This window comes from Enterobacter sp. ECC-175, assembly GCF_043968675.1.
GTDB lineage: Bacteria > Pseudomonadota > Gammaproteobacteria > Enterobacterales > Enterobacteriaceae > Enterobacter.
Map to the genome: position 1 here is coordinate 319,437 of NZ_CP143776.1, position 26,439 is coordinate 345,875.

The 26,439-nt window shown below is 56.2% G+C and carries 21 protein-coding genes and 2 rRNA genes; 10 read left to right on the forward strand and 13 right to left on the reverse strand.

Annotated features, from left to right (window positions below; genetic code table 11):
• Nucleotides 1-8: 8 nt before the first annotated feature.
• Complete coding sequence (locus V1599_RS01620; RefSeq protein WP_297117298.1) at nt 9-515, reverse strand: phenolic acid decarboxylase; 507 nt, start codon at nt 513-515, stop codon at nt 9-11.
• A gap of 99 nt (nt 516-614) precedes the next feature.
• Between V1599_RS01620 and V1599_RS01625 the strand changes: the two genes are divergently transcribed.
• Together V1599_RS01625 and V1599_RS01630 are read left to right on the forward strand one after the other, a co-directional pair.
• Entirely contained in the window at nt 615-1,475 is an 861-nt protein-coding gene (locus V1599_RS01625; RefSeq protein ID WP_297117301.1) for a LysR family transcriptional regulator, read from the forward strand.
• A 53-nt stretch (nt 1,476-1,528) separates the two neighbouring features.
• Nucleotides 1,529-2,323: an SDR family NAD(P)-dependent oxidoreductase gene (locus tag V1599_RS01630; RefSeq protein WP_395300926.1), complete on the forward strand. Its 795-nt coding sequence runs from the start codon at nt 1,529-1,531 to the stop codon at nt 2,321-2,323.
• A 4-nt stretch (nt 2,324-2,327) separates the two neighbouring features.
• Here V1599_RS01630 and V1599_RS01635 read toward each other — a convergent pair whose 3' ends face one another.
• On the reverse strand, nt 2,328-2,855 hold the full coding sequence (locus tag V1599_RS01635) for an NlpC/P60 family protein (protein WP_395300927.1): 528 nt from the start codon (nt 2,853-2,855) through the stop codon (nt 2,328-2,330).
• A 230-nt stretch (nt 2,856-3,085) separates the two neighbouring features.
• On the opposite strand from V1599_RS01635, the gene V1599_RS01640 reads away from it, so the two are divergent.
• A complete protein-coding gene (locus tag V1599_RS01640) occupies nt 3,086-3,748 on the forward strand; it encodes an HAD family hydrolase (protein WP_112011850.1) in 663 nt (220 codons plus the stop codon).
• 57 nt (nt 3,749-3,805) lie between these two features.
• Here V1599_RS01640 and V1599_RS01645 read toward each other — a convergent pair whose 3' ends face one another.
• On the reverse strand, nt 3,806-4,831 hold the full coding sequence (locus V1599_RS01645; protein ID WP_112011851.1) for a TerC/Alx family metal homeostasis membrane protein: 1,026 nt from the start codon (nt 4,829-4,831) through the stop codon (nt 3,806-3,808).
• A 96-nt stretch (nt 4,832-4,927) separates the two neighbouring features.
• A complete protein-coding gene (locus V1599_RS01650) occupies nt 4,928-6,127 on the reverse strand; it encodes an NAD(P)/FAD-dependent oxidoreductase (RefSeq protein WP_297117312.1) in 1,200 nt (399 codons plus the stop codon).
• A gap of 229 nt (nt 6,128-6,356) precedes the next feature.
• On the opposite strand from V1599_RS01650, the gene pitA reads away from it, so the two are divergent.
• Both pitA and V1599_RS01660 read left to right on the forward strand, forming a co-directional pair.
• Nucleotides 6,357-7,856 carry an inorganic phosphate transporter PitA gene (pitA, locus tag V1599_RS01655; protein ID WP_395300928.1) on the forward strand — a complete coding sequence of 500 codons (1,500 nt, stop codon included), beginning with the start codon at nt 6,357-6,359 and terminating at the stop codon, nt 7,854-7,856.
• Nucleotides 7,857-7,943: 87 nt separating this feature from the next.
• Nucleotides 7,944-8,357, forward strand: a complete 414-nt coding sequence (locus V1599_RS01660; protein WP_395300929.1) for a hypothetical protein — start codon at nt 7,944-7,946, stop codon at nt 8,355-8,357.
• Between the two features lie 40 nt (nt 8,358-8,397).
• On the opposite strand, the gene uspB is transcribed toward V1599_RS01660, so the two are convergent.
• Nucleotides 8,398-8,733, reverse strand: coding sequence for a universal stress protein UspB (gene uspB, locus V1599_RS01665; RefSeq protein WP_102890054.1), 336 nt, complete (start codon nt 8,731-8,733; stop codon nt 8,398-8,400).
• Between the two features lie 282 nt (nt 8,734-9,015).
• On the opposite strand from uspB, the gene uspA reads away from it, so the two are divergent.
• Nucleotides 9,016-9,453, forward strand: a complete 438-nt coding sequence (gene uspA / locus V1599_RS01670) for a universal stress protein UspA (protein WP_003861223.1) — start codon at nt 9,016-9,018, stop codon at nt 9,451-9,453.
• A 68-nt stretch (nt 9,454-9,521) separates the two neighbouring features.
• On the opposite strand, the gene rsmJ is transcribed toward uspA, so the two are convergent.
• Both rsmJ and prlC read right to left on the reverse strand, forming a co-directional pair.
• Complete coding sequence (gene rsmJ / locus V1599_RS01675) at nt 9,522-10,286, reverse strand: 16S rRNA (guanine(1516)-N(2))-methyltransferase RsmJ (RefSeq protein ID WP_395300930.1); 765 nt, start codon at nt 10,284-10,286, stop codon at nt 9,522-9,524.
• 7 nt (nt 10,287-10,293) lie between these two features.
• Nucleotides 10,294-12,336, reverse strand: a complete 2,043-nt coding sequence (gene prlC, locus V1599_RS01680; RefSeq protein ID WP_395300931.1) for an oligopeptidase A — start codon at nt 12,334-12,336, stop codon at nt 10,294-10,296.
• A 204-nt stretch (nt 12,337-12,540) separates the two neighbouring features.
• Between prlC and V1599_RS01685 the strand changes: the two genes are divergently transcribed.
• The 4 genes from V1599_RS01685 to V1599_RS01700 all read left to right on the forward strand — a co-directional run bounded on the left by V1599_RS01685 (nt 12,541) and on the right by V1599_RS01700 (nt 17,210).
• Nucleotides 12,541-13,383 carry a 23S rRNA (adenine(2030)-N(6))-methyltransferase RlmJ gene (locus tag V1599_RS01685; protein WP_297117327.1) on the forward strand — a complete coding sequence of 281 codons (843 nt, stop codon included), beginning with the start codon at nt 12,541-12,543 and terminating at the stop codon, nt 13,381-13,383.
• A 71-nt stretch (nt 13,384-13,454) separates the two neighbouring features.
• Entirely contained in the window at nt 13,455-14,807 is a 1,353-nt protein-coding gene (gene gorA / locus V1599_RS01690) for a glutathione-disulfide reductase (RefSeq protein WP_112013237.1), read from the forward strand.
• A 180-nt stretch (nt 14,808-14,987) separates the two neighbouring features.
• Complete coding sequence (locus V1599_RS01695; RefSeq protein WP_258458771.1) at nt 14,988-15,269, forward strand: monooxygenase; 282 nt, start codon at nt 14,988-14,990, stop codon at nt 15,267-15,269.
• A 291-nt stretch (nt 15,270-15,560) separates the two neighbouring features.
• Nucleotides 15,561-17,210, forward strand: coding sequence for an alpha,alpha-trehalase (locus V1599_RS01700; RefSeq protein WP_395300932.1), 1,650 nt, complete (start codon nt 15,561-15,563; stop codon nt 17,208-17,210).
• Here V1599_RS01700 and aceK read toward each other — a convergent pair.
• The 6 genes from aceK to V1599_RS01730 form a co-directional block, all read right to left on the reverse strand.
• Nucleotides 17,207-18,934, reverse strand: a complete 1,728-nt coding sequence (gene aceK, locus V1599_RS01705) for a bifunctional isocitrate dehydrogenase kinase/phosphatase (protein ID WP_395300933.1) — start codon at nt 18,932-18,934, stop codon at nt 17,207-17,209. The two genes, V1599_RS01700 and aceK, sit on opposite strands and share 4 nt — an antisense overlap.
• A gap of 68 nt (nt 18,935-19,002) precedes the next feature.
• A complete protein-coding gene (gene aceA / locus V1599_RS01710) occupies nt 19,003-20,307 on the reverse strand; it encodes an isocitrate lyase (protein ID WP_395300934.1) in 1,305 nt (434 codons plus the stop codon).
• A 31-nt stretch (nt 20,308-20,338) separates the two neighbouring features.
• Complete coding sequence (gene aceB / locus V1599_RS01715) at nt 20,339-21,940, reverse strand: malate synthase A (RefSeq protein WP_395301554.1); 1,602 nt, start codon at nt 21,938-21,940, stop codon at nt 20,339-20,341.
• Nucleotides 21,941-22,208: 268 nt separating this feature from the next.
• Nucleotides 22,209-23,138: a homoserine O-succinyltransferase gene (gene metA, locus V1599_RS01720; protein WP_112013231.1), complete on the reverse strand. Its 930-nt coding sequence runs from the start codon at nt 23,136-23,138 to the stop codon at nt 22,209-22,211.
• A 176-nt stretch (nt 23,139-23,314) separates the two neighbouring features.
• Nucleotides 23,315-23,430 (reverse strand): 5S ribosomal RNA (rrf, locus tag V1599_RS01725).
• Nucleotides 23,431-23,501: 71 nt separating this feature from the next.
• Nucleotides 23,502-26,407, reverse strand: a 23S ribosomal RNA gene (locus V1599_RS01730).
• Nucleotides 26,408-26,439 lie beyond the last annotated feature (32 nt).

Consider the following 26,439-nt stretch of genomic DNA (forward strand, 5'->3'; position numbering starts at 1 on the left):
TGTCGCGCTTATTTTAAATTTTCCGGGAAGTTGTCCGGCAGCTCGCTGGCCGCGCAGGCAATAACGGTGTCATCGTTGGCGCCGCAGTCGCGAACGAAGGTGATGGTCGCGAATTCATCAATCACTTCGGTTGGATAGGTTGGGCCTGCGTCGCGGTACGAATTCATCAGCGGGATGTGATCGTTCTGGAAGCAGACGGTTTTTTCCGGATTATTCATCACCCAGCGCGGGAAGAAGATGGTGCCGTGGAACAGGTTGTCGCCCAGGTTTGCAATCAGGCTAACGTCGGTTCCGGTCGGTTCCGTCCAGGAAATTTTATAGATGCTTTCGCCAACGCGGACGATGTACGCCTGCTGATCTTTAACCCAGCGGTTGCCTACCAGCCCGCTGTGGATGCGGTAGTCGAGGGTGTTTTCATTTTTGACATAAATCTCGTAGTTCCAGCCGTTATCGTAGGTGTATACCAGATGTTTGCCGACGAAGCCGCTTAAGTCATGTTTGTCGAAGTTGCTCATTGTGTGTCTCCTTTGTTTTGATGAACGTATCGTACCCCTTCAAAAATCAAATGAATAACGCTATGTTTGAATCAAATTAATTCAAAATTTAGATGAGTCATGCACAAAACAACGCTCGAACAATGGTCCTTACTGGAAAAGGTGGTGGAGGCCGGGAGCTTTGCCAAAGCGGCAGAGCTAACCCACCGCAGCCAGTCCTCCGTGAGCTATAACCTCGCGCTGCTGCAGGAGCGCCTTGGCGTGGCGCTGCTGGCGGCAGAAGGCAGGCGGGCCGTACTGACGCCAGCGGGAGAACTGCTTCTGAGCCAGGTCAAACCGCTCCTCAAAGCCTTCAGCTACGTCGAAACGCGCGCGGCGACGTTACGCAGCGGCGTTCGAACGCGCATCGATCTTATGGTAGACAGTATTTTCCCCCGCCGCCGACTGTTTTCGATCCTGCGCCAGTTTCAGCAGCGGTATCCGCAAACGCAGGTGCGGCTGACCGAGGTGCTGGAAAACGCCAGCGTCGACGCAACCAGCAGCGAAGCTGACGTGATGGTCCTCACCCGCCGTCAGGACATCACCGGGCTGGGCGAATGGCTGATGAACGTTGATTTCATCGCCGTTGCCCATCGCGATCACCCCCTCTTTGCCCTCGACGCCCCGCTGAACGACGACATGCTCCGCCCGTGGCCGCTGATCCAGATTGCGGATAGCCACTCCAGCGCCCATCCCGGCACGGAGGCATGGACCTTCTCCACCATTGATGCCGCCATCGAAGCGGTGATTTCTCAGGTGGGCTACGGCTGGCTGCCGGAGGAGCGCATCCAGAGGCTGCTGGAACAGGGCGTGCTGAAACCCCTGCCGCTGAGCCACGGCGTGCGTCGCGCCACGCCGCTGCACCTGATCGTGAAGCGCGCGCTTACGCCGCTTGATGAGCAGGTTGAAACGCTGCTGCACCTGTTTAGTCAGGCCGAGTAACCGCCCGCTGCTATGCTTTAGGGTCTGAACGTGAAAACGACAAGGAGCAGACGATGAAGATTGACCTTTCGGGGAAAGTGGCGCTGGTGACGGCGTCAACCGGCGGCATCGGGCTGGCCATCGCCAGAGGGCTGGCCGAGAGCGGCGCGGAAGTGATTATCAACGGCCGCAGCGCCGACTCGGTAAACCGGGGCATGCAGCAGCTGCAGGAGGCTGTGCCGGGCGTGCAGGCGCGGGCGACCATTGCCGATCTCAGCTCGCCGGAAGGCGTTGAAGCGCTGCTGAAGGTGGCGTCAAACGTCGATATCCTGGTGAATAACGCCGGGATTTACGGGCCACAGGATTTCTACGCCACCGACGACGAGACCTGGGATCGCTACTGGCAAACCAACGTCATGTCCGGCGTACGCCTCTCCCGCGCCCTGCTGCCGGGCATGGTGCAAAAAGGCTGGGGCCGCGTGGTGTTTATCTCCTCCGAATCGGCCTGCAACATTCCAGCGGACATGATCCACTACGGCGTGACCAAAACGGCGCAGCTTTCGCTGGCGCGCGGGCTGGCAAAATTCGCGGCGGGCAGCGGCGTCACGGTGAACAGCGTGCTGCCCGGCCCGACGATGTCCGACGGCTTTGCCGAGATGATGAAAGACGAAATCGAAAAAACCGGTAAATCCCTGGAGCAGCTGGCGAAAGAGTTCGTGATGGCCAACCGCCCCAGCTCGGTGATCCAGCGGGCGGCAACGGTTGAAGAGGTTGCCAATATGGTGGTGTACGTCTGCTCTACCCAGGCCTCCGCCACCTCGGGCGCGGCGCTGCGCGTCGACGGTGGCGTCGTGGATGACATTATCTAATTCGTCACGCCGCACTGCCCGCTACGCGGCGGGCGGTGATGAAATGCGCCTGCCAGTAGTCATCCGTTAAGGCCGAGACCGTCACCCCCTGGCTGCTCGACGCGTGGATAAACTGGCTATCGCCGATGTAAACCCCCACGTGCCGACGGTGCGGGCCGGTCTGGAAGAAAACCAGGTCTCCCGCCTTAAGGCGATACTGCGCCACCTGCACGCCACGCTGGATCTGCTCAGCCGTGGTGCGCGGCAGGCTAAGATGCGCTGCGTCGCTGAACAGGTGCTGCATCAGCGCGGAACAATCTACCCCGCGGTGCGTGGTGCCGCCCCACTGGTAGTGGGTTCCTTTCCACTTCTGATATTGATCCAGAATGCGCGAACGCAGCGGCCCCGTTTCCGGATGGGCGAGCGACGCCCGCGCGGGGGAGATCGCAAATTCGCTTTGCGCCGAGAGCATTGACGCGGGTATCTGAAAGCTAAACGCAGAGAATGAGGCAAAACTTAAAGAGAGTATTGAAATTAACTTTTTAAACGTCATAACAAGAAGCAGCAGTGAGTGATGTTTTCCTTACCTGTGGAGACCAAAGGCCCCCTGAAATATCGTGCGATGTGGTGATAATATAGACAGCTCACTTTTCAACCAACTTATATCGAGTCCACTTTCGGACCTGGGCAGCGCCCACAAAAAAATGACGCGCGGAACAAGGACTGTTGGGCTAAAACGGGTAAACTAATGGGCAGGATATGTATTTCAGCTAAGACTTATTTATGACAAATATGATTGCCGACGAAACGGTGGCCCGGTCTAAGGTACTTTCCGTCTTCGACTTTGACGGAACCTTGACCCACCACGACAGCTTCATTCCTTTCCTGCGTTTTGCCTTTGGTAAACGGTACTTCGCGGGACGGCTGGTGCGCATGGCGCTGCCTACGCTGCACTGTGTTCGCCGCAAGCTGACGCGCGACGAGCTGAAAGAAGTCTTAATTAAAACGTTCCTGACGGGCGTGGACGAGCACTGGCTGCGCCAGCAGGCGGAAGCCTTTTGTGAAAAATACTGGAATAAGCTGATGCGCCCGGCGGGCGTTCTGGCGGTTGCAGCAGAGGTTAATTCCGGTGCGGAAGTAACCATTTGCTCTGCTTCACCGGCGCTGGTGCTGCAGCCGTGGGCCGACAAGCTTGGCATTAAGCTGATTGGCACTCAGCTGGAAGTGAAAGACGGCAAGCTGACGGGGCGAATGACCGGCAACAACTGCCGCTGCGCGCAGAAAGTGGCAAGGCTGGAAAAAGTCTATGGCGACCTGAGCGCCTATCACCTGCGCGCCTGGGGCGACACGCGCGGCGACCACGAGCTGCTGGCGGCCGCGCAGGACCCGCACTGGCGGCATTTCCATCATCCGCGCAAGCGCCGCAATTCGCCGATCAAGCGATAATGCAATCTGGTGCCCTCACCCAGCCCTCTCCCTTAAGGGAGAGGGTGAAAAGCGATATCAGGCTTCACGTTTTCCCGGGAACATGACGCTGGCGACAATTCCCAGCGCCAGCACGCCCAGCACGACAAACAGGCTCGCCGTGGCACCGATGCTGTAACCGTGGTGCCAGAAGTGATCGGTGGCATTCAGCCCCAGCTTAAACGCCACGAAGAACAGCAGCAGCACAACGGCCTTCTCCAGATGCACCAGGTACTGCTTTAGCGCCTCCAGAACGAAGTAGAGCGTACGCAGGCCGAGGATCGCGAACATCATGGCGCTGTAGATAATCAGCGGCTCGCGGCTGACGGCAATAATCGCCGGTACCGAATCAAACGCAAACATCACGTCGGACAGCTCGACCACCGCCACGCACAGCAGCAGCGGCGTGGCGTAACGCTTCGCTTTCTTCACGCGCCCAACCGTTACGTCCTGGTTTTCCGGCTTTTCCAGCTCCGCATCCACCTCTTGCTGGGTCAGAAGAAACTTATTGCTGCTGATTTTCGGCCAGACGGGATAGAACCGCTTCACCAGACGATAGGCAGGGTGACCGGAGTAATCTTCAACCTCATCGCTCTCTTCGTTACGCCTGAGCATCATGACCGCCGTCCAGCCCACCACCAGCGCAAAGATCACCTCAACGTACGGCCCAAGGCTCAGCAGGCTGGTGCCGATGGCCACAAAGATACCGCGGAAAACAATCGCCCCCAGCACGCCCCAGTAGAGCACGCGGTGACGATATTTATCCGGCACGCCGAACCAGGCGAAAATGGCCATCATCACAAACAGGTTATCGACGGAGAGCACCTCTTCCAGCGCATACCCCGTCAGGAACAGGCTCGCCATCTCCGCGCCGTGGTGAACATACAAGAACCCGGCAAAGACCATCGCCATCATGACCCAGAAAAGAGACCACATCGCGGCGCTTTTCAGCGAGATAGGCTTATCGTGGCGGTGCATGAAGAGGTCGATAAACATCGCCCCCACGGCCATCACCACAAAGACAACAACGGTTTCCGTTGGGAAACCGAGATGAGCAGAGGACATACGCAATCCTTTTTAATAACAACACACCATGCAATCCGGCCAAAGCCGATGATAAAAGCGTAAGCCCAAAGCGCGCTATACGCTAAAACGTCACAATTAACCCTGCTTTTCGGCCAGCGCCTGCGCGCACGCCCATGCGCTGGCCCATGCCCACTGGAAGTTGTATCCGCCCAGCCAACCGGTGACGTCCATCACTTCGCCGATGAAATACAGGCCGGGTACGTTACGGGCCTCCATCGTGCGAGAGGAAAGTTCGTCAGTGTCCACTCCGCCGAGGGTCACCTCCGCGGTGCGGTAACCTTCGGTGCCGTTTGGCTGCACGCGCCACGCCGTCAGCGTCTCGACCAGCGCGTGCTGCTCGCGGCTGTTGAGCTGCTTGAGCGAAACGTCCGGGATCTGCCCTAACAGCTGCAAGCATTCCACCAGGCGTTTGGGCAGCTGCATCGCCAGCGTGTTCCTGAGGCTTTGATTCGGGTGCGCGGCGCGCTGATCGTTGAGAAAGCTATCAATGTCGCAGTCGGGCAGCAGATTGACCGTAACAAATTCGCCCGGCTGCCAGTAGCTTGAGATTTGCAGCACCGCCGGTCCGGAGAGGCCGCGGTGGGTAAAGAGCAGGTTTTCGCGAAACACCGTGCCGTCTTCCGCCGTGATGACCGACGGAACCGAAACGCCGGAAAGCGTCTGAAGCTGTTCGAGCAGCGGCTTGTGCAGGGTGAACGGAACGAGGCCTGCGCGGGTCGGCAGCACCTTCAGGCCAAACTGCTCGGCGATTTTATAACCGAAAGGTGAAGCCCCCAGGCCCGGCATCGACAGGCCGCCGCTGGCGATCACCAGGCTGTCCGCGCTGACGCTTTCACCGTTGAGCTGCAGCGTATAGCCCTGTTCGTCGCGCGCGACCTCAAGCACCTCGGTGCGCAGACGCATCGTCACGCCGCCCTTCTCACACTCTGCCACCAGCATATCGACAATCTGCTGCGCGGAGTCGTCGCAGAATAGCTGGCCCAGGGTTTTCTCATGCCAGGCGATTCCGTGCTTGCCGACCAGCTCGATAAAGTCCCACTGGGTATAACGCGCCAGCGCAGATTTACAAAAATGCCGGTTTTGGCTGAGGTAAGCCGCGGGTTCAACATAAAGATTGGTAAAGTTGCAGCGGCCGCCGCCGGACATCAGGATTTTGCGGCCCGGTTTTTTACCGTTATCCAGCAGCAGCACGCGGCGACCCGCCTGTCCGGCCATTGCCGCACAAAACATACCCGCCGCACCGGCGCCAATTACTACGGCATCAAACCTTTCCACGTCAAAACCCTCATCGTTAACTGCCGCGGATTGTAAAGTTTCCTATGTGGTCGCACCAGCGCAAAAAGATAATACAAAGCCATTTCATTGATATTTAAAGAATAACCATTCGGGCGCTTTTCTCAAAACAGGTGGTATGTCAAAAAAAGTCTATATTTCACTTTGCCCGTTGCGCATTTGTCCTGGATAATGCGCCGCGTTCATGTCCTCCAAAATGGCGTAACGTCCTATGCTACATTTGTTTGCTGGCCTGGATTTACATACCGGCCTTTTACTTTTGCTTGCTCTGGTATTTGTATTGTTCTACGAAGCGATCAACGGCTTCCACGACACTGCAAACGCAGTAGCAACGGTTATCTATACTCGCGCAATGCGATCGCAGCTTGCGGTTGTCATGGCGGCGATTTTTAACTTCTTTGGTGTCCTCCTGGGCGGACTGAGCGTTGCGTATGCCATCGTGCATATGCTGCCAACGGATCTGCTACTCAACGTTAGTTCTGGCCATGGTCTCGCCATGGTGTTCTCAATGCTGCTCGCAGCCATTATCTGGAACCTCGGAACCTGGTATTTCGGCCTGCCTGCATCCAGTTCTCACACCCTGATCGGTGCCATTATTGGTATCGGTTTAACCAACGCCCTGATGACCGGTACGTCTGTTGTTGATGCACTCAACATTCCGAAAGTGCTGGGTATTTTTGGCTCTCTGATTATTTCGCCTATCGTAGGCCTGGTGGTTGCGGGTGGATTAATCTTCATCCTGCGTCGCTACTGGAGCAACACGAAAAAACGCGCACGTATCCACCTCACGCCAGCAGAGCGTGAAAAGAAAGACGGCAAGAAAAAGCCGCCGTTCTGGACGCGCATCGCGCTGATCGTTTCGGCTATTGGCGTAGCGTTCTCTCACGGCGCGAACGACGGTCAGAAAGGCATTGGTCTGGTGATGCTGGTTCTGATTGGCGTCGCTCCGGCAGGTTTCGTGGTCAACATGAATGCTTCCGGATACGAAATCACCCGTACCCGTGATGCCGTCAACAACGTTGAAGTTTACTTCCAGCAGCACCCTGTGCTGCTGAAGAAAGCAACGGGCGTTGACCAGCTGATCCCTTCTCCGGAAGCAGGCGCAGCCACCGCACCCGGTGAGTTCCACTGCCACCCGGCTAACGCTATCAACGCGCTGGAACGCGCGAAAGGCATGCTGGGCGATATCGAAAGCTATGACAAACTTAGCGTAGAACAGCGCGGCCAGCTGCGTCGTATTATGCTTTGCATCTCTGACGTGACGGATAAAGTCGCGAAGCTGCCGGAAGTGAACGCTGACGACCAGCGTCTGCTGAAGAAACTGAAAGGCGATATGCTCAACACTATCGAGTACGCGCCAATCTGGATCATCATGGCGGTCGCGCTGGCGTTGGGTATCGGTACGATGATTGGCTGGCGCCGCGTGGCGACCACCATCGGCGAGAAGATCGGTAAGAAAGGCATGACCTATGCGCAGGGAATGTCCGCGCAGATGACGGCGGCTGTCTCTATCGGCCTGGCGAGCTACACCGGTATGCCGGTATCAACCACTCACGTACTCTCTTCTTCCGTAGCGGGGACCATGATTGTTGACGGCGGCGGTCTGCAGCGCAAAACCGTGACCAACATCCTGATGGCGTGGGTCTTCACCCTTCCAGCCTCCATCCTGCTGTCCGGCGGGCTGTACTGGATTTCACTGAAGCTGATTTAATCGGCCAAGAGTGACAAAAAGCGGGTCAGGAAACTGACCCGCTTTTTTTATAAATTCTTTTATGGAACGCAGTCAGGGAAGAAACTCATGCCCTTCAGCACGGCTATTAAATGGACTCACCGACTTATCACGCTTTTCCTTCTACTCCTGGTCGCAGGGTTTATTTGGCTAAACCACCAGCCCGATCCGCGAAATAGCGATGAACTGCAGCGTGTCTATAAGCTGTCCGATAGCGTTTGGCTCTACATGACGGTAAATAATCAGGGCGGAGCAACGGTCCCTACCCTATACCGTTACTATCTTTCGCAAAAGTTAACCGGGAAAGATGCGGAAATTATCCAACAGCTCAATGTTAAATATCCCGTCATTGAAGGAACAGGCACGATTACCGAAGCACGTATAGGTGAGAACGGGAAAGTAAACATCTCATACAGCGGAAAGGTAACGTCAATACAGAAGGATGTTTCAAACCTGCGGTTCTCGGTTAACGCAGAGCAATGAAAGAAAGAAGGCGGAGACATGCTCCGCCTTCTTTTTACGCTCAGTGCCAAATCATCAATGCAATCATACTGACGACAACCAGCCCGCAAAGAGCGCTGGTTAAAATGAACTGACGACGCAGGCGCTCGCAGCGACGGATAAACTCATCATCGTGGTGATCGCGATAGCGCTGGTAGTAGATGTACCCCACCAGACGCATCTGTTTGCTGGGCTGTCCATGCGAGGTGAAGAATCCTCCACCGTCCACATACTGATAAAGCAACGGATCGCAACCACGAAGTACCACTAACAGCGCGCGTAACGATGAAAAATAGCGCGCCATATTCACTATGCAAACCACGCATAACGCCCAAAACAATGCGACGGTGCTAATCATACATCCTCCCCGGCGTCCGCCCATGAAGCGAGGCTTCCGAGCTACCGCACCCAATGCCCTGACAGACAGTTCAGTGAAAGAATGACCAAAAGTCGATCCGGTTCGCATTTTAAAATCCGAACGGCTCATTAAATAGTGTAGGAGATCCGTTAATTTTTTTGCCACAAGGTTAATCGTTATCAACACCAAAGCTTGATAATTTTGTTTAACTGGGCCGTAATGAAAGCAACAGACGACGGCTTTCCCTTTTAGTCATCGATAACTTAAGGAAGGAGTAACACTATGGCTTACAAACACATTCTCATCGCGGTAGATCTCTCTCCAGAGAGCAAAGTGCTGGTTGATAAAGCGGTATCCATGGCACGTCCCTATAACGCGAAAGTTTCTCTTATTCACGTTGATGTGAATTACTCCGATCTCTACACCGGCCTGATTGACGTGAATCTTGGGGATATGCAGAAACGCATCTCCGAAGAGACGCACCACGCCCTGAGCGAACTCTCTACCAACGCGGGCTACCCCATCACCGAAACATTAAGCGGCAGCGGTGACCTGGGCCAGGTGCTGGTGGATGCGATTAAGAAATACGATATGGATCTGGTGGTGTGCGGTCACCATCAGGACTTCTGGAGCAAGCTGATGTCCTCCGCGCGCCAGCTGATCAACACCGTACACGTGGATATGCTGATTGTTCCGCTGCGTGACGAAGAAGACGAGTAAATGCGTTAAATTCCCCTCACCCTAGCCCTCTCCCCATAGGGGAGAGGGAACGATCGAGCCCCTCGCCCCTATGGGGAGAGGGGTTGGGGTGAGGGGATATAGATATCAAACCGATGCCCTTTCGTCGTCACCGCGTTGGCCGTCGCGTCATCCGCCAGCGGCGGCGCATAGTCCGGACGCTTAACCACCACGCGCTTCGTCGCAAGCTGACGGGCGGGCTCCAGCAGGCCGTCTGCATCTAAATCCGGCCCCACCAGCGACTGAAATACCCTCATCTCTTTTTTCACCAGCGCGCTTTTCTGCTTATGCGGGAACATCGGATCGAGATAAACCACCTGAGGGCGCGGGGAGATATCCGTCAGCGCCGTCAGGCTTGAGGCGTGAATGAGCTGCAGACGATCCCGCAGCCACGGGCCGATTTCCGGGTCCGCATAGCCGCGCGCCAGCCCGTCGTCGAGCAGCGCCGCAACCACCGGGTTACGCTCCAGCATCCGCACGCGGCAGCCCACGGAAGCCAGCACGAAGGCATCGCGCCCCAGCCCCGCCGTGGCGTCAACCACGTCCGGGAGATAGCTTCCCTTAATGCCCACGGCTTTCGCCACCGCCTCGCCGCGACCGCCGCCGAACTTGCGTCGGTGCGCCATCGCCCCGCCGACAAAATCGACAAAAATCCCGCCGAGCTTCGGCTCGTCGCGCTTGCGCAATTCCAGATGCTCGGGCGTCATCACCAGCGCCATCTGGTTATCTTCGTCGTGCTCCAGCCCCCAGCGGGACGCTAAAACGGATAAGGCGCCGTCTCCGGCGCCTGTTTCATCTACTAAGCAGATCTTCACGAATCAACTAACCCTTGATGCCGTAATGCTCAAGCATCGCATCCAGCTGCGGCTCGCGCCCGCGGAAGCGTTTGAACAGCGTCATTGGCTCTTCAGAGCCGCCGCGCGTCAGGATGTTATCAAGGAACGACTGGCCGGTTTCGCGGTTAAAGATCCCTTCTTCTTCGAAGCGCGAGTATGCGTCCGCTGCCAGCACGTCGGCCCACAGGTAGCTGTAGTAGCCCGCAGCGTAACCGCCCGCGAAAATGTGGCTAAACGCGTGCGGGAAACGGCCCCAGGTTGGTCCTGGAATAACGGCGACCTGCTTTTTAATCTCGGCCAGCGTTTCGAGGATTTTCGCCCCCTGCTCCGGGCTAAACTCGGCGTGCAGGCGGAAGTCGAACAGGCCGAACTCCAGCTGGCGAAGGATAAACATCGCCGCCTGGTAGTTTTTCGCCGCCAGCATTTTATCCAGCAGTTCTTTCGGCAGCGGTTCGCCGGTCTCATAATGGCCGGAGATAAACGCCAGCGCGTCCGGCTCCCAGCACCAGTTTTCCATGAACTGGCTCGGCAGCTCGACCGCATCCCACGGCACGCCGTTGATGCCGGACACGCCCGCGGTTTCGATACGGGTCAGCATGTGGTGCAACCCGTGGCCGAATTCGTGGAACAGGGTAGTCACTTCGTCATGGGTAAACAGCGCAGGCTTGCCGTTCACCGGACGGTTGAAGTTACAGGTCAGGTAGGCGACCGGCTTTTGCAGTGAACCGTCGGCTTTACGCATCTGGCCCACGCAGTCATCCATCCACGCCCCGCCGCGCTTGTTCTCACGTGCGTAAAGGTCCAGGTAGAAGCTGCCGCGCAGCTCGTTCTTCTCGTCGTACAGCTCAAAGAAGCGTACGTCCGGGTGCCAGACGTCGATGTCTTTGCGCTCTTTGGCGGTGATGCCGTAAATGCGCTTAACCACTTCGAACAGGCCGTTAACCGCTTTGTTCTCCGGGAAATACGGGCGCAGCTGCTCGTCGCTGATGCTGTAGAGATGCTGCTTCTGTTTTTCGCTGTAGTAGGCGATATCCCACGGCTGCAGCTCGTCCACGCCGAACTCCGCTTTCGCGAAGGCGCGCAGCTGGGCCAGCTCTTTCTCACCCTGCGGACGGGCGCGTTTCGCCAGATCGGTCAGGAAGTCGAGCACCTGCTGTGGGTTCTCCGCCATTTTGGTGGCGAGGGATTTGTCGGCGTAGCTTTCGAAGCCCAGCAGCTGTGCCAGCTCGTGGCGCAGGGCGAGGATTTCCGCCATCACCGGGCTGTTATCCCATTTCCCCGCGTTCGGCCCCTGATCGGAGGCGCGCGTGCTGTAGGCGCGGTACATCTCTTCACGCAGCGCCTGATTATCGCTGTAGGTCATCACCGGCAGGTAGCTCGGGATATCCAGCGTTAACAGGTAGCCTTCCTGCTCTTTCGCTTCGGCCTGCGCTTTCGCCGCCGCCAGCGCGCTTTCCGGCATTCCGGCCAGTTCGGATTCATCGGTAATCAGCTTCGTCCAGCCCATGGTCGCATCCAGCACGTTGTTGCTGTACTGGTTGCCCAGCTCGGACAGGCGCGCGGCGATTTCGCCGTAGCGTTTTTGTTTTTCTTTCGGCAGGCCAATGCCGGAGAGCTCAAAATCGCGCAGCGCGTTATCGACCGCTTTTTTCTGCGCGGTGTTGAGGGATGCGTAATGATCGCCGTCGCGCAGGTCGCGGTAGGCTTTGTACAGCCCCTCATGCTGGCCAACCCAGGTGCTGTACTCGGAGAGCAGCGGCAGGGTTTGCTCGTAGGCTTCGCGCAGTTCCGGGCTGTTTTTCACCGAGTTCAGGTGGCTTACCGGAGAGAAGATGCGCCCCAGCACGTCGTCCACCTCAGCCAGCGGCTGACACAGGTTTTCCCAGGTATACGGCGCGCCCTGCTCGACCACGTTTTCAACGGCCTTGCGGCAGTTTTCCAGCGATTTCGTCACGGCTGGAACAACGTGCTCGGGCAGGATTTTAGAAAACGGCGGTAGCGAGAAAGGCGTCAGTAATGGATTGGTCATAAGCGCTGTCCTGTCAAATAGGTGAATGAAGCGCGCGTCCGGCGCTGTGCATATTGAAAGTGTAATGGGGTTAATTGTAGAGGATTTCAATGCCGGGCGTTGTGGAAAAAGCCCGGTGACGCTGCCTTACCGGGCCTGCGGGTAATCTTCGCCGTTCTGCTGTAAACTGTGGCAAATCGTCATTTCAGCGGAATTTCATTACCCATGCTCAGTTATCGCCACAGCTTCCACGCAGGCAACCACGCCGACGTCCTTAAACATACCGTTCAGAGCCTGATCATTGAGGCGCTCAAAGAGAAAGACAAGCCGTTTCTCTACCTGGACACCCACGCGGGCGCGGGCCGCTATCAGCTGAGCGGCGAGCACGCCGAGCGTACCGGCGAGTATCTGGAAGGCATCGCCCGCATCTGGCAGCAGGACGACCTGCCGGCCGAGCTGGAGCCATATATTGGCGTGGTCAATCACTTCAACCGTAATGGCCAGCTGCGCTACTACCCGGGTTCACCGCTGATCGCCCGTCAGCTGCTCCGCGAGCAGGACAGCCTTCAGCTCACCGAGCTGCACCCGAGCGACTTCCCGCTGCTGCGCTCAGAATTTCAGAAAGATAACCGCGCCCGCGTGGATAAAGCCGATGGTTACCAGCAGCTGAAGGCCAAGCTGCCGCCAGCTTCGCGTCGCGGTCTGGTGCTGATCGACCCGCCTTACGAAATCAAAACCGACTACCAGGCGGTGGTCACGGGCATTAACGAAGGCTACAAGCGTTTCGCCACCGGCACCTATGCCCTGTGGTATCCGGTGGTGCTGCGCGCGCAAATCAAACGCATGATCAAAGAGTTAGAAGCCACCGGCATCCGCAAAATTTTGCAAATTGAGCTGGCCGTGCGTCCGGACAGCGACCAGCGCGGCATGACCGCTTCCGGCATGATCGTCATCAACCCGCCGTGGAAGCTGGAAGCGCAGATGAACAACGTGCTGCCATGGCTGCACAAAACGCTGGTTCCGGCCGGAACGGGCCACGCTACCGTGAGCTGGATCGTACCGGAGTAATCGCAGTCATCGGTGGAAACTATTGATTTCAGGTATACAATCGCGGCAATTAACGATTAAGGACAAGACCCATGAGCAAGCATTATGACTACATCGCCATCGGCGGCGGCAGCGGCGGCATCGCCTCCATCAACCGTGCAGCCATGTACGGCCAGAAGTGTGCGCTGATTGAAGCCAAAGAGCTGGGCGGCACCTGCGTAAACGTAGGTTGTGTACCGAAAAAAGTGATGTGGCACGCAGCGCAAATCCGTGAAGCGATTCATATGTATGGCCCGGACTACGGCTTTGACACCACGATAAATAGCTTCGACTGGGACAAGCTGATTGCCAGCCGCACCGCCTATATCGACCGCATTCATACCTCGTACGATAACGTGCTGGGCAAGAATAACGTCGACGTGATCCGTGGGTTTGCCCGCTTTGTGGATGCGAAGACGATCGAAGTGAACGGCGAAACGATCACCGCCGATCATATCCTGATCGCCACCGGCGGCCGTCCGAGCCACCCGAACATCCCTGGCGTGGAATACGGCATCGACTCCGACGGTTTCTTTGAACTGCCTGCCCTGCCTAAGCGCGTTGCCGTGGTTGGCGCGGGCTATATCGCGGTCGAACTGGCCGGCGTGATTAACGGCCTGGGCGCGGAAGCGCACCTGTTCGTGCGCAAACACGCGCCGCTGCGCAGCTTTGACCCACTGATCGTCGAGACGTTGGTTGAAGTGATGAACGCCGAAGGCCCGACTCTTCACACCAACGCGGTGCCGAAAGCGGTCGTGAAAAACGCAGACGGCAGCCTGACGCTGGAGCTGGAAGACGGCCGCAACCAGACCGTTGACTGCCTGATTTGGGCAATTGGTCGTGAACCGGCTAACGACAACTTTAACCTTGCCGTGACCGGTGTGAAAACCAACGAAAAAGGCTATATCGTTGTCGATAAGTTCCAGAACACCAGCGTTCCGGGCATTTATGCGGTGGGCGATAACACCGGTGCGGTTGAGCTGACCCCGGTCGCCGTTGCGGCGGGTCGCCGCCTCTCCGAGCGCCTGTTTAACAACAAGCCGGACGAGCATCTGGACTACAGCAATATCCCGACCGTGGTCTTCAGCCACCCGCCTATCGGCACCGTTGGCTTAACCGAGCCGCAGGCGCGCGAGCAGTACGGCGAGGACCAGGTGAAAGTCTATAAATCGTCCTTTACCGCGATGTACACCGCCGTCACTTCGCACCGCCAGCCGTGCCGCATGAAGCTGGTCTGCGTCGGGCCGGATGAGAAAATTGTCGGTATCCACGGCATCGGCTTCGGCATGGATGAGATCCTGCAGGGCTTCGCGGTGGCGCTGAAAATGGGCGCAACGAAAAAGGATTTCGACAACACCGTGGCGATTCACCCTACCGCGGCGGAAGAATTCGTTACCATGCGTTAATCCTTCTTATCCGCGACAAAAACCGGCCAGCAGGCCGGTTTTTTTATGTCTTTGACGGATAACCCCAGCGGGTTGTACAAACGGTAACAAATTTACCCTCTGCGCGCGGTGGAATTAACTAATCTTAGAAGGCGTTAACCACCTTTCTGTGAATACGTATAAAAGATTAGAGAGATGAAAATGCACGTGAAGATTTCCGCCAAACTGATGGCCAAAATGCACCTTTTCCTCGCGCTAATATGGGCGATACTGACTATTCCTACCCTGCTGTGGTGGAAAAACAGTATTCTGTGGGTCTCACTCATGAGCATTTACGCCATCGTTATTTCCCATCTGGCCGCGTATAGCGCCGCCCATGCGGAAAAAGCGGCCAGCAAGGCAATGGAAAAAAGTGAAGGTGCCAGCCATAAAGCGAAACAATCCGCTACCAGCCTTTCAGGCAATGCGCGACAGGCGCACTGAAACTGTATTAAAGCGTTAAAAACGCTATTTACAGCCCTACAGGCAACGGTCTTTACCGTGAAGGCGGAATACTGAATGCTCTGAATTTTTTTCCTGCCTTTTGCCCATCAAATCAATATTAATATCCAATTAATCAATAAGATAATCAGCTTTTAACCTATTTACATCCACTTTGAAAGCGTGATCAAGCGCACACTTAGCGCCGCATTAACCGAAGCGAATGTCTACGCTTAGAAGATGACCGGGAAAAACCCGTATTTGTTACGACAAAAACCGGAGGTCCTGAACACCATGTTCAACCAGAAACTAAAGACTGCCGAGGATATCGAGTTCGAAATTGCACAAGAGCTGTGCTACGAAACCGATCCCTGCGAGTTGAAGCTGGATGAGATGATTGAAGCAGAACCGGAGCCGGAGATGATCGAGGGGCTTCCCGCCTCCGACGCCCTGACGCCCGCAGACCGCTATCTTGAGCTGTTCGAACACGTGCAGTCATCGCGGCTGTTTGCAGATAGCAAGACGTTCCCCGACTGCGCGCCCAAAATGGACCCGCTGGATATTCTGATCCGCTACCGCAAGGTGCGCCGCCACCGCGATTTCGACCTGCGCCAGTTTGTCGACAACCACTTCTGGCTGCCGGAAGTACTGACGAGCGAATATGTCTCCGACCCGGGCCTTTCGCTGAAGGAGCACATCGATAAACTCTGGCCGGTGTTAACCCGCGAGCCGCAGGATCATATTCCGTGGTCGTCGCTGCTGGCGCTGCCTCAGGCCTATATCGTGCCGGGCGGACGCTTCAGCGAAACGTACTACTGGGATTCCTACTTTTCCATGCTGGGGCTGGCGGAGAGCGGACGCAACGATCTGCTGAAATGCATGGCGGATAACTTTGCGTGGCTGATCGAGCGTTATGGCCATATCCCGAACGGTAACCGTACGTACTACCTGAGCCGCTCCCAGCCGCCGGTGTTTGCCCTGATGGTTGAGCTGTTCGAGGAGGACGGCGTGCGGGGCGCGAAGCGCTATCTGGACCATCTGAAAATGGAGTACGCCTTCTGGATGGACGGCGCGGAATCGCTGCTGCTTAATCAGGCCTACCGCAGCGCGGTGCGCATGCCGAATGGCTCCTTGCTTAACCGCTACTGGGACGACCGCGACACGCCGCGAGACGAGTCCTGGGTGGAAGACGTGGAAACCGCGCGCCACTCCGGTCGACCTCCGAATGAGGTTTATCGCGATCTGCGTGCCGGCGCGGCCTCCGGCTGGGATTACTCTTCCCGCTGGCTGCGCGATCCGGGTCGGCTTGCCAGCATCCGCACCACGCAGTTTATCCCAATAGATTTAAATGCATTTCTGTTCAAGCTGGAAAGCGCTATCGCCAATATCTCTGCCTCAAAAGGGGATAAAGAGGTCGCTGAACAGTTCCGCCACAAGGCCGCTAACCGTCGTGAGGCCGTGAATCGCTATCTATGGGACGAGGAGAACGGCTGTTACCGCGACTATGACTGGCGACGCGAGGAGATGGCGCTGTTCTCTGCGGCCAGCATCGTGCCGCTGTACGTGGGCATGTCGACGCATGAGCAGGCGGAACGCCTGTCCGACGCCGTGAAGGCGCGCCTGTTGACGCCGGGCGGCATTCTGGCAACGGAATATGAAACCGGTGAGCAGTGGGACCGCCCCAACGGCTGGGCACCGCTGCAGTGGATGGCGATTCAGGGCTTTAAGCAGTACGGCAATGATTCGCTGGGCGATGAGATTGCCTGGAGCTGGCTACAGACCGTCAACCACTATTACAAAACGCACCACAAGCTGATTGAGAAGTACCACATCGCCAGCAGCACCCCGCGCGAAGGGGGCGGGGGCGAATATCCCCTGCAGGACGGCTTCGGCTGGACCAACGGCGTGGTGCGGCGGTTAATCGGCCTGTACGGTGAGCCTTAGGCCGCGTAGCGCACGCTAAAACGCTGCCGCCTGCGGTAGGCATAGACGTCTTCGACGTGCCCGTTTTTAATCCGCGTTTGCAGGCCGCGCCAGTAGTCGGCGCGGAACAAATCCGCGTGCATCTCTTCAAACAATGGCCTGATGCGCCGATCGGCGCACAGCCAGTGGCGAAACTCCTCAGGAAAAACGTCCCCGGGCGAGACGCTGTACCACGGCTCGCCCGAGAGCTCATCCTCCGGATGGCGCGGCGCGGGAATATCGCGGAAATTCACTTCCGTCATGTAGCAAATTTCATCGTAATCGTAGAACACGACGCGCCCGTGCCGGGTCACGCCAAAATTTTTATACAGCATATCGCCAGGGAAAATATTGGCGGCGGCAAGCTGCCTGATGGCATTGCCGTACTCCTCTATCGCATCGCGCAGCGCCTGCCCTTCGGCCTGCTCAAGCCAGATGTTCAGCGGCACCATCCGCCGCTCGATGTAAAGGTGGCTGATGGAAATTTTATCGCCGAGATCGGTCAATTTCCCCGGCGCTTCCTGCTGCAAAAGCGCCATCAGCGCCGGGTCGATTTGCCTTTTATCCAGCACGAAATTTTCAAACTCCTGGGTATCCGCCATTCGCCCGACGCGGTCGTGCTCCTTCACCAGCTGATAGCAGGCGCGAACGTGCGCGGCGGTCATCTCCTTCTGCGGTGCGAACCGGTCTTTGATCACCTTAAACACGCGGTCAAACCCCGGCAGCGTAAACACCAGCATCACCATACCGCGGATGCCGGGCGCTTCGATAAACTGCTCGTCCGCGCAGGCAATATAGTGCAGGTATTCGCGGTAGCTTTCGGTTTTGGCGTGCTTCTGGCAGCCAATGGCCATGTACAGCTCGGCGGTGGTCTTGCCCGGCAATATCTCCCGCAGCCACTCGACGAGCGCCGCGGGCAAGGGGGCATAAACCATAAAATAGGATCGGGCGAACCCAAAGACGATGCTGGCCTCAGCGCTGGTCGTCAGGCAGGTGTCGATAAAAAGTTCGCCGTCATCGGTGTGATGAATAGGCAGCAAAAACGGAAAAACCCCCGTTGGCGTGGCGAGCTTACCCACCAGCCAGGCCGCTTTATTACGATAGAACAGCTCATTGGCAATCTGAAGATGACTGCATTTTAGCGTCTCTTCGTCGAAATTCTCATGCAAATGCGCAATGATGTAGCCCACATCGCGCGCGCGATTTTGCCACGGCAAGCGTAACGGCAGGTCGCTCAAAACCCGGTTCAGCAGTATGTTCCAGCCGCCGTCTGGAAAGAAATCCTTCGCCAGCGGACGGGGAATGGTGCGAAAGCGCCGCGCCGGCTGGGAGCTGAAAATAAACAACCGCTCGGGAGATAGCGAGCGGTGGTCAAATAACCGGCAATAGACGGAGTTGAAAAAGCTCTCCGCAATCTCGAAGCGAGGGTAGTCGGGTAGCAAATGGGTGTAATGCTCCTTCACGCGCAGTAAAAATTCCGCGTCCGGGCTTTTACCGTCGGTAATACAGCGCAGCTGCTCCACCACGAGACCCACATGGTGATCGTAGAGATGGATACGCTGCTTCATGGCCTGCTGAACCGCATGCCAGTCTGCATGCTCAAAGCGCTGCTGGGCACCAGAGGTCACTTCCAGAAAACGTCCGTACTGGGCGTCAAAACCCTGCAGAATAGTTTGGGCAATCAGTAATTCCAGGCCACGCGACATATATTCCCCTTACCCCTCACCCCGGCCCTCTCCCCAAAGGGGAGAGGGTTAGGGTGAGGGGGAAAAGATTAGAACTGTGTTTCTTCGGTTGAGCCCGTCAAAGCGGTGACGGAGGAGGTCCCGCCCTGAATAATCGTGGTCACATTATCGAAGTAGCCGGTGCCCACCTCCTGCTGGTGCGACACGAAGGTATAACCCTCTTTACCGGCCGCAAATTCTGGCTGCTGCACCTTCTCAACGTAGTGCCTCATGCCTTCACCCTGCGCGTACGCGTGCGCCAGGTCGAACATGTTGAACCACATGCTGTGAATGCCCGCCAGGGTAATGAACTGGTATTTGTAGCCCATGTCGGAGAGCTGCTGCTGGAAGCTGGCAATGGTTTTGTCGTCCAGATTCTTCTGCCAGTTGAAGGACGGCGAGCAGTTGTAGGCCAGCAGCTTGCCCGGGTATTTCGCGTGGATGGCGTCGGCAAAGCGTTTCGCCAGCGCCAGGTCCGGCGTAGAGGTTTCACACCACACCAGGTCAGCATACGGCGCGTAGGCCAGGCCGCGGCTAATCGCCTGCTCAATACCGGCATGCGTGCGGTAGAAGCCTTCGCTGGTGCGCTCGCCGGTAATGAACTCGCTGTCGTACGGGTCGCAGTCAGAGGTGATTAGGTCAGCCGCATCGGCATCGGTACGCGCAATCACCAGCGTTGGCACGCCCAGCACGTCTGCGGCGAGGCGCGCGGCAACCAGCTTCTGAATCGCTTCCTGAGTCGGGACCAGCACCTTGCCGCCCATGTGCCCGCATTTCTTCACTGACGCCAGCTGGTCTTCGAAGTGTACGGCCGCTGCACCGGCCTCAATCATCGATTTCATCAGCTCAAAGGCGTTGAGCACGCCGCCGAAGCCCGCTTCCGCATCCGCGACGATCGGCAGGAAGTAGTCAATAAAGCGCGGATCGTTTGGCTCAATGCCTGCGGCCCACTGGATCTGATCCGCGCGGCGGAAGGTATTGTTGATCCGATCCACCACCGACGGCACGGAGTTGGCCGGATAGAGAGATTGATCCGGATACATGCTGGAGGCCAGGTTGGCATCTGCCGCCACCTGCCAGCCGGAAAGATAGACGGCTTCTATACCCGCTTTCGCCTGCTGCAATGCCTGCCCGCCTGTCAGCGCGCCCAGGCTGTTGATGTAGCCTTTTTTAGAGCCGCCGTGCAGAAGACGCCACATTTTTGCCGCGCCGTTCTGCGCCAACGTGCATTCCGGATTGACCGAGCCGCGTAATTTCACCACTTCTTCCGCGCTGTACGGGCGGCGAATGCCCTCCCAGCGCGGCTGAGTCCACTCTTTCTGTAATTCTTCGATTTGTTGGGTACGGGTTTTCATGTGCAGATGCTCCATATTGTTATGTGGTGAATTACGCCAGGAAGCGATAGCCCGGCAGGGTCAGGAAGTCGATTAAGTCATCTGAAGTGGTGATTTGCTCCATCAGGCGTGCGGCATCGTCAAAGCGGCCGCTGCTGTAGCGGTGCTCGCCCAGCTCGTCCTGAATCACCCGCATCTCTTCGGCCAGCATCTGGCGGAACAGGGGTTTAGTGACGGGCTTGCCGTTGCTGAGCGTTTTCTGGTGGTGTATCCACTGCCAGATAGAGGTACGAGAGATTTCTGCCGTGGCGGCATCCTCCATCAGGCCGTAGATCGGCACGCAGCCGTTGCCGGAAACCCATGCCTCGATGTACTGCACGGCAACGCGGATATTGGCGCGCATGCCCTCTTCGGTGCGTTCGCCCTCGCACGGCGCCAGCAGCTGTTCGGCGCTTATTGGCGCATCTTCCTCGCGTAAGACAGAAAGCTGATTTTTACGGTCACCCAGCGCGCGGTTGAACACGTCCATTGCCGTATCTGCCAGGCCCGGATGCGCAATCCATGTGCCGTCATGACCGTTGCGGGCTTCCAGCTCTTTATCCGCCTTCACCTTGCTCAGAACCTGATTATTGCGCTCGGCATCTTTGCTCGGGATGAAAGCCGCCATGCCGCCCATCGCAAAGGCACCGCGCCTGTGGCAGGTCTTAATCAGCAGGCGTGAATAGGCGCTCAGGAAAGGCTTATCCATGGTGACGACCTGGCGATCCGGAAGCACACGATCGGCGTGATTTTTTAGCGTTTTGATGTAGCTGAAGATGTAGTCCCAGCGACCGCAGTTCAGGCCAACGATGTGGTCGCGCAGCGCGTGCAGGATTTCATCCATCTGGAACACCGCCGGCAGCGTTTCAATCAGCAGCGTGGCCTTGATGGTGCCGCGCGGCAGGCTAAACCGATCCTCCGCGTAGCTGAAGACTTCGCTCCACCACGCGGCTTCCTGCCATGACTGGGTTTTTGGCAGATAAAAATAGGGACCGCTGCCTTTTGCCAGCAGGTTTTTATGGTTGTGGAAGAAGTACAGCCCGAAGTCGAACAGGCTGCCCGGAATTGCCTCGCCGCGCCAGGTGACGTGCTTTTCAGGCAGGTGCAGACCGCGCACGCGACAGACCAGAACCGCAGGATTGGGCTTGAGCTGATAAATTTTCCCAGCTTCGTTGGTATGGCTGATCGTGCCGTTAACGGCATCGCGAAGGTTAACCTGCCCGTCGATCACTTTGCGCCAGTCTGGAGCCAGGGAGTCTTCAAAATCTGCCATAAACACTTTAACGTTGGCATTCATGGCGTTAATCACCATCTTGCGCTCAACCGGGCCGGTGATCTCAACGCGACGATCCTGCAAATCCTCCGGAATACCGCGAATTTTCCACTCGCCGCTACGAATGGAAGCAGTTTCCGAAATAAAGTCTGGAAGATTACCGTTGTCAATGGCTTCCTGCTGCTGAATGCGTGCAGCCAGCAGCTTGTTACGCTTCGGCGTAAAGCGGGTAACCAGCTCAGACAGAAATTCGACGGCCTCCGTCGTTAAAATCTGCTGTTCCTGCTCGCCGTGAGGCTGGTTAAACGTAAGTTCGTCCGCCGTCGTTGCCTGTTGAGTCATCATTCTGCTCCTCATCAAAGATCCCAATCCACTCCCCATTACGAGCGAAGATCGTTGTGTAGTTTTCGCTCAGCAGAATTAAGCCTATCTTTATTTTTTCTAAAATCAAAAACTATTTCCATTTTAATTAACAATCACCTGTAACTTATTGATTAATAGTTGATTAAAGTTTTTCTCAGCGTTGAGCTGAATTTCGGAAATAAAAAAGGCACCCGAAGGTGCCTGAACTGATTAGCTGAAACGCTTTAGGATCGATTTTTGCAGAAGATTACTCCAGCGTAGGATTCATGTTCCGCAGATCGTATGGCGTGATTTGATAGACGTAATAGTTAAGCCAGTTGGTAAACAGCAGGTTTCCATGGCTGCGCCAGGATGCGCGCGGCGTGTTTTGCGGATCGTTTTTCGGGAAATAGTTGTACGGCACGTCCGGATTAAGGCCGGCTTCAACGTCACGGAAAAATTCTGTCGCCAGCGTATCGGGATCGTATTCCGGGTGGCCGGTGACGAAGGCAATACGTTTATCTTTGCTGGCGAACAGGTATGCATCACCGTCTTCCGTTTCGGCCAGGATCTCCAGGTCAGTGTAATCACGAATCAGCTGGGCCGGGAAATCTGCGTAGCGGGAGTGCGGCGCGAGGAAAGAATCATCAAAACCACGGGTCAGTAATGCGTGCGGTTGAAGGATGTGGTGTTCATAAACGCCGGAGAGCTTTTCGGTACGCGTTTGCTTAGGGATGCCATAGAGGATGTTTAGCGCGGCCTGTACCGCCCAACAAACAAACAGCGTGGACGTCACGTGATCTTTGGCCCACTCCAGTACCTGTTTGATCTGCGGCCAGTAGGCAACGTCGTTAAACTCCACCAGGCCCAGCGGCGCGCCGGTGACGATCAGGCCATCGAAGTTTTCACCGCGAATGTCATCGAAGTTGCAGTAGAAAGTGTTGAGATGCTCTGACGGCGTGTTACGTGACTCGCGGGCATCGATTCGCAGCAGCTGGATATCAACCTGAAGCGGAGAGTTCGAGAGCAGGCGCAGGAACTGATTCTCAGTTTCGATCTTTTTGGGCATAAGATTGAGGATGAGCACCTTCAGCGGGCGAATTTCCTGACCTGTCGCACGCGAAGCCGTCATCACAAAGACGTTTTCCTCACGTAAGAAATTGACGGCTGGCAGCTCGTCCTGTACCCGAATCGGCATAACTCTCTTTCCTCACAACATACGTATAAACGTTTAGACATCCAGACAGCTAACGATACTTCTAAACGATCGGAATGTCGAGTCTGCAAGTTGAAGGTGAGAAAGTTTCAGGGAGAGGGCGAAATACAAAAGCAAAAAACCCCGCACCTTTCGGTACGGGGTTCTTCTTAATTGATGCCTGGCAGTTCCCTACTCTCACATGGGGAGACCCCACACTACCATCGGCGCTACGGCGTTTCACTTCTGAGTTCGGCATGGGGTCAGGTGGGACCACCGCGCTAAAGCCGCCAGGCAAATTCTGTTCATCTGTATCAGGCTGAATTTTGATTGTTCGTCTCTTCGCCAAAACACCTTCGGCGTTGTAAGGTTAAGCCTCACGGTTCATTAGTATCGGTTAGCTCAACGCATCGCTGCGCTTACACACCCGACCTATCAACGTCGTCGTCTTCAACGTTCCTTCAGGACCCTTAAAGGGTCAGGGAGAACTCATCTCGGGGCAAGTTTCGTGCTTAGATGCTTTCAGCACTTATCTCTTCCGCATTTAGCTACCGGGCAGTGCCATTGGCATGACAACCCGAACACCAGTGATGCGTCCACTCCGGTCCTCTCGTACTAGGAGCAGCCCCCCTCAATTCTCCAGCGCCCACGGCAGATAGGGACCGAACTGTCTCACGACGTTCTAAACCCAGCTCGCGTACCACTTTAAATGGCGAACAGCCATACCCTTGGGACCTACTTCAGCCCCAGGATGTGATGAGCCGACATCGAGGTGCCAAACACCGCCGTCGATATGAACTCTTGGGCGGTATCAGCCTGTTATCCCCGGAGTACCTTTTATCCGTTGAGCGATGGCCCTTCCATTCAGAACCACCGGATCACTATGACCTGCTTTCGCACCTGCTCGAGCCGTCACTCTCGCAGTCAAGCTAGCTTATGCCATTGCACTAACCTCCTGATGTCCGACCAGGATTAGCTAACCTTCGTGCTCCTCCGTTACTCTTTGGGAGGAGACCGCCCCAGTCAAACTACCCACCAGACACTGTCCGCAACCCGGATCACGGGTCTACGTTAGAACACCAGCCATTAAAGGGTGGTATTTCAAGGTTGGCTCCACGCAGACTGGCGTCCACGCTTCAAAGCCTCCCACCTATCCTACACATCAAGGACCAGTGTTCAGTGTCAAGCTATAGTAAAGGTTCACGGGGTCTTTCCGTCTTGCCGCGGGTACACTGCATCTTCACAGCGAGTTCAATTTCACTGAGTCTCGGGTGGAGACAGCCTGGCCATCATTACGCCATTCGTGCAGGTCGGAACTTACCCGACAAGGAATTTCGCTACCTTAGGACCGTTATAGTTACGGCCGCCGTTTACCGGGGCTTCGATCAAGAGCTTCGCGTTGCCGCTAACCCCATCAATTAACCTTCCGGCACCGGGCAGGCGTCACACCGTATACGTCCACTTTCGTGTTTGCACAGTGCTGTGTTTTTAATAAACAGTTGCAGCCAGCTGGTATCTTCGACTGATTTCAGCTCCACCCGCAGGGGCTTCACCTACATATCAGCGTGCCTTCTCCCGAAGTTACGGCACCATTTTGCCTAGTTCCTTCACCCGAGTTCTCTCAAGCGCCTTGGTATTCTCTACCTGACCACCTGTGTCGGTTTGGGGTACGATTTCGTGTTACCTGATGCTTAGAGGCTTTTCCTGGAAGCAGGGCATTTATCACTTCAGCACCGTAGTGCCTCGTCGTCACACCTCAGCGTTAATAAGGTACCGGATTTACCTGGAACCTCCGCCTACATGCTTAAACCGGGACAACCGTCGCCCGGCTGACATAGCCTTCTCCGTCCCCCCTTCGCAGTAACACCAAGTACAGGAATATTAACCTGTTTCCCATCGACTACGCCTTTCGGCCTCGCCTTAGGGGTCGACTCACCCTGCCCCGATTAACGTTGGACAGGAACCCTTGGTCTTCCGGCGAGCGGGCTTTTCACCCGCTTTATCGTTACTTATGTCAGCATTCGCACTTCTGATACCTCCAGCAACCCTCACAGGCCACCTTCAACGGCTTACAGAACGCTCCCCTACCCAACAACACCTGAGTGTCGCTGCCGCAGCTTCGGTGCATGGTTTAGCCCCGTTACATCTTCCGCGCAGGCCGACTCGACCAGTGAGCTATTACGCTTTCTTTAAATGATGGCTGCTTCTAAGCCAACATCCTGGCTGTCTGTGCCTTCCCACATCGTTTCCCACTTAACCATGACTTTGGGACCTTAGCTGGCGGTCTGGGTTGTTTCCCTCTTCACGACGGACGTTAGCACCCGCCGTGTGTCTCCCGTGATAACATTCTTCGGTATTCGTAGTTTGCATCGGGTTGGTAAGCCGGGATGGCCCCCTAGCCGAAACAGTGCTCTACCCCCGAAGATGAGTTCACGAGGCGCTACCTAAATAGCTTTCGGGGAGAACCAGCTATCTCCCGGTTTGATTGGCCTTTCACCCCCAGCCACAGGTCATCCGCTAATTTTTCAACATTAGTCGGTTCGGTCCTCCAGTTAGTGTTACCCAACCTTCAACCTGCCCATGGCTAGATCACCGGGTTTCGGGTCTATACCCTGCAACTTAACGCCCAGTTAAGACTCGGTTTCCCTTCGGCTCCCCTATACGGTTAACCTTGCTACAGAATATAAGTCGCTGACCCATTATACAAAAGGTACGCAGTCACACCACGAAGGTGCTCCCACTGCTTGTACGTACACGGTTTCAGGTTCTTTTTCACTCCCCTCGCCGGGGTTCTTTTCGCCTTTCCCTCACGGTACTGGTTCACTATCGGTCAGTCAGGAGTATTTAGCCTTGGAGGATGGTCCCCCCATATTCAGACAGGATACCACGTGTCCCGCCCTACTCTTCGAGTTCACAGCCTGTGTGCTTTCGTGTACGGGACTGTCACCCTGTACCGTGCGACTTTCCAGACGCTTCCACTAACACACAAGCTGATTCAGACTCTGGGCTGCTCCCCGTTCGCTCGCCGCTACTGGGGGAATCTCGGTTGATTTCTTTTCCTCGGGGTACTTAGATGTTTCAGTTCCCCCGGTTCGCCTCGTTAACCTATGTATTCAGTTAACGATAGTGTGACGAATCACACTGGGTTTCCCCATTCGGACATCGCCGGGTCAAGGGTTCATATCACCTCGCCGGCGCTTTTCGCAGATTAGCACGTCCTTCATCGCCTCTGACTGCCAGGGCATCCACCGTGTACGCTTAGTCGCTTAACCTCACAACCCGAAGATGTTTCTTTCGATTCATC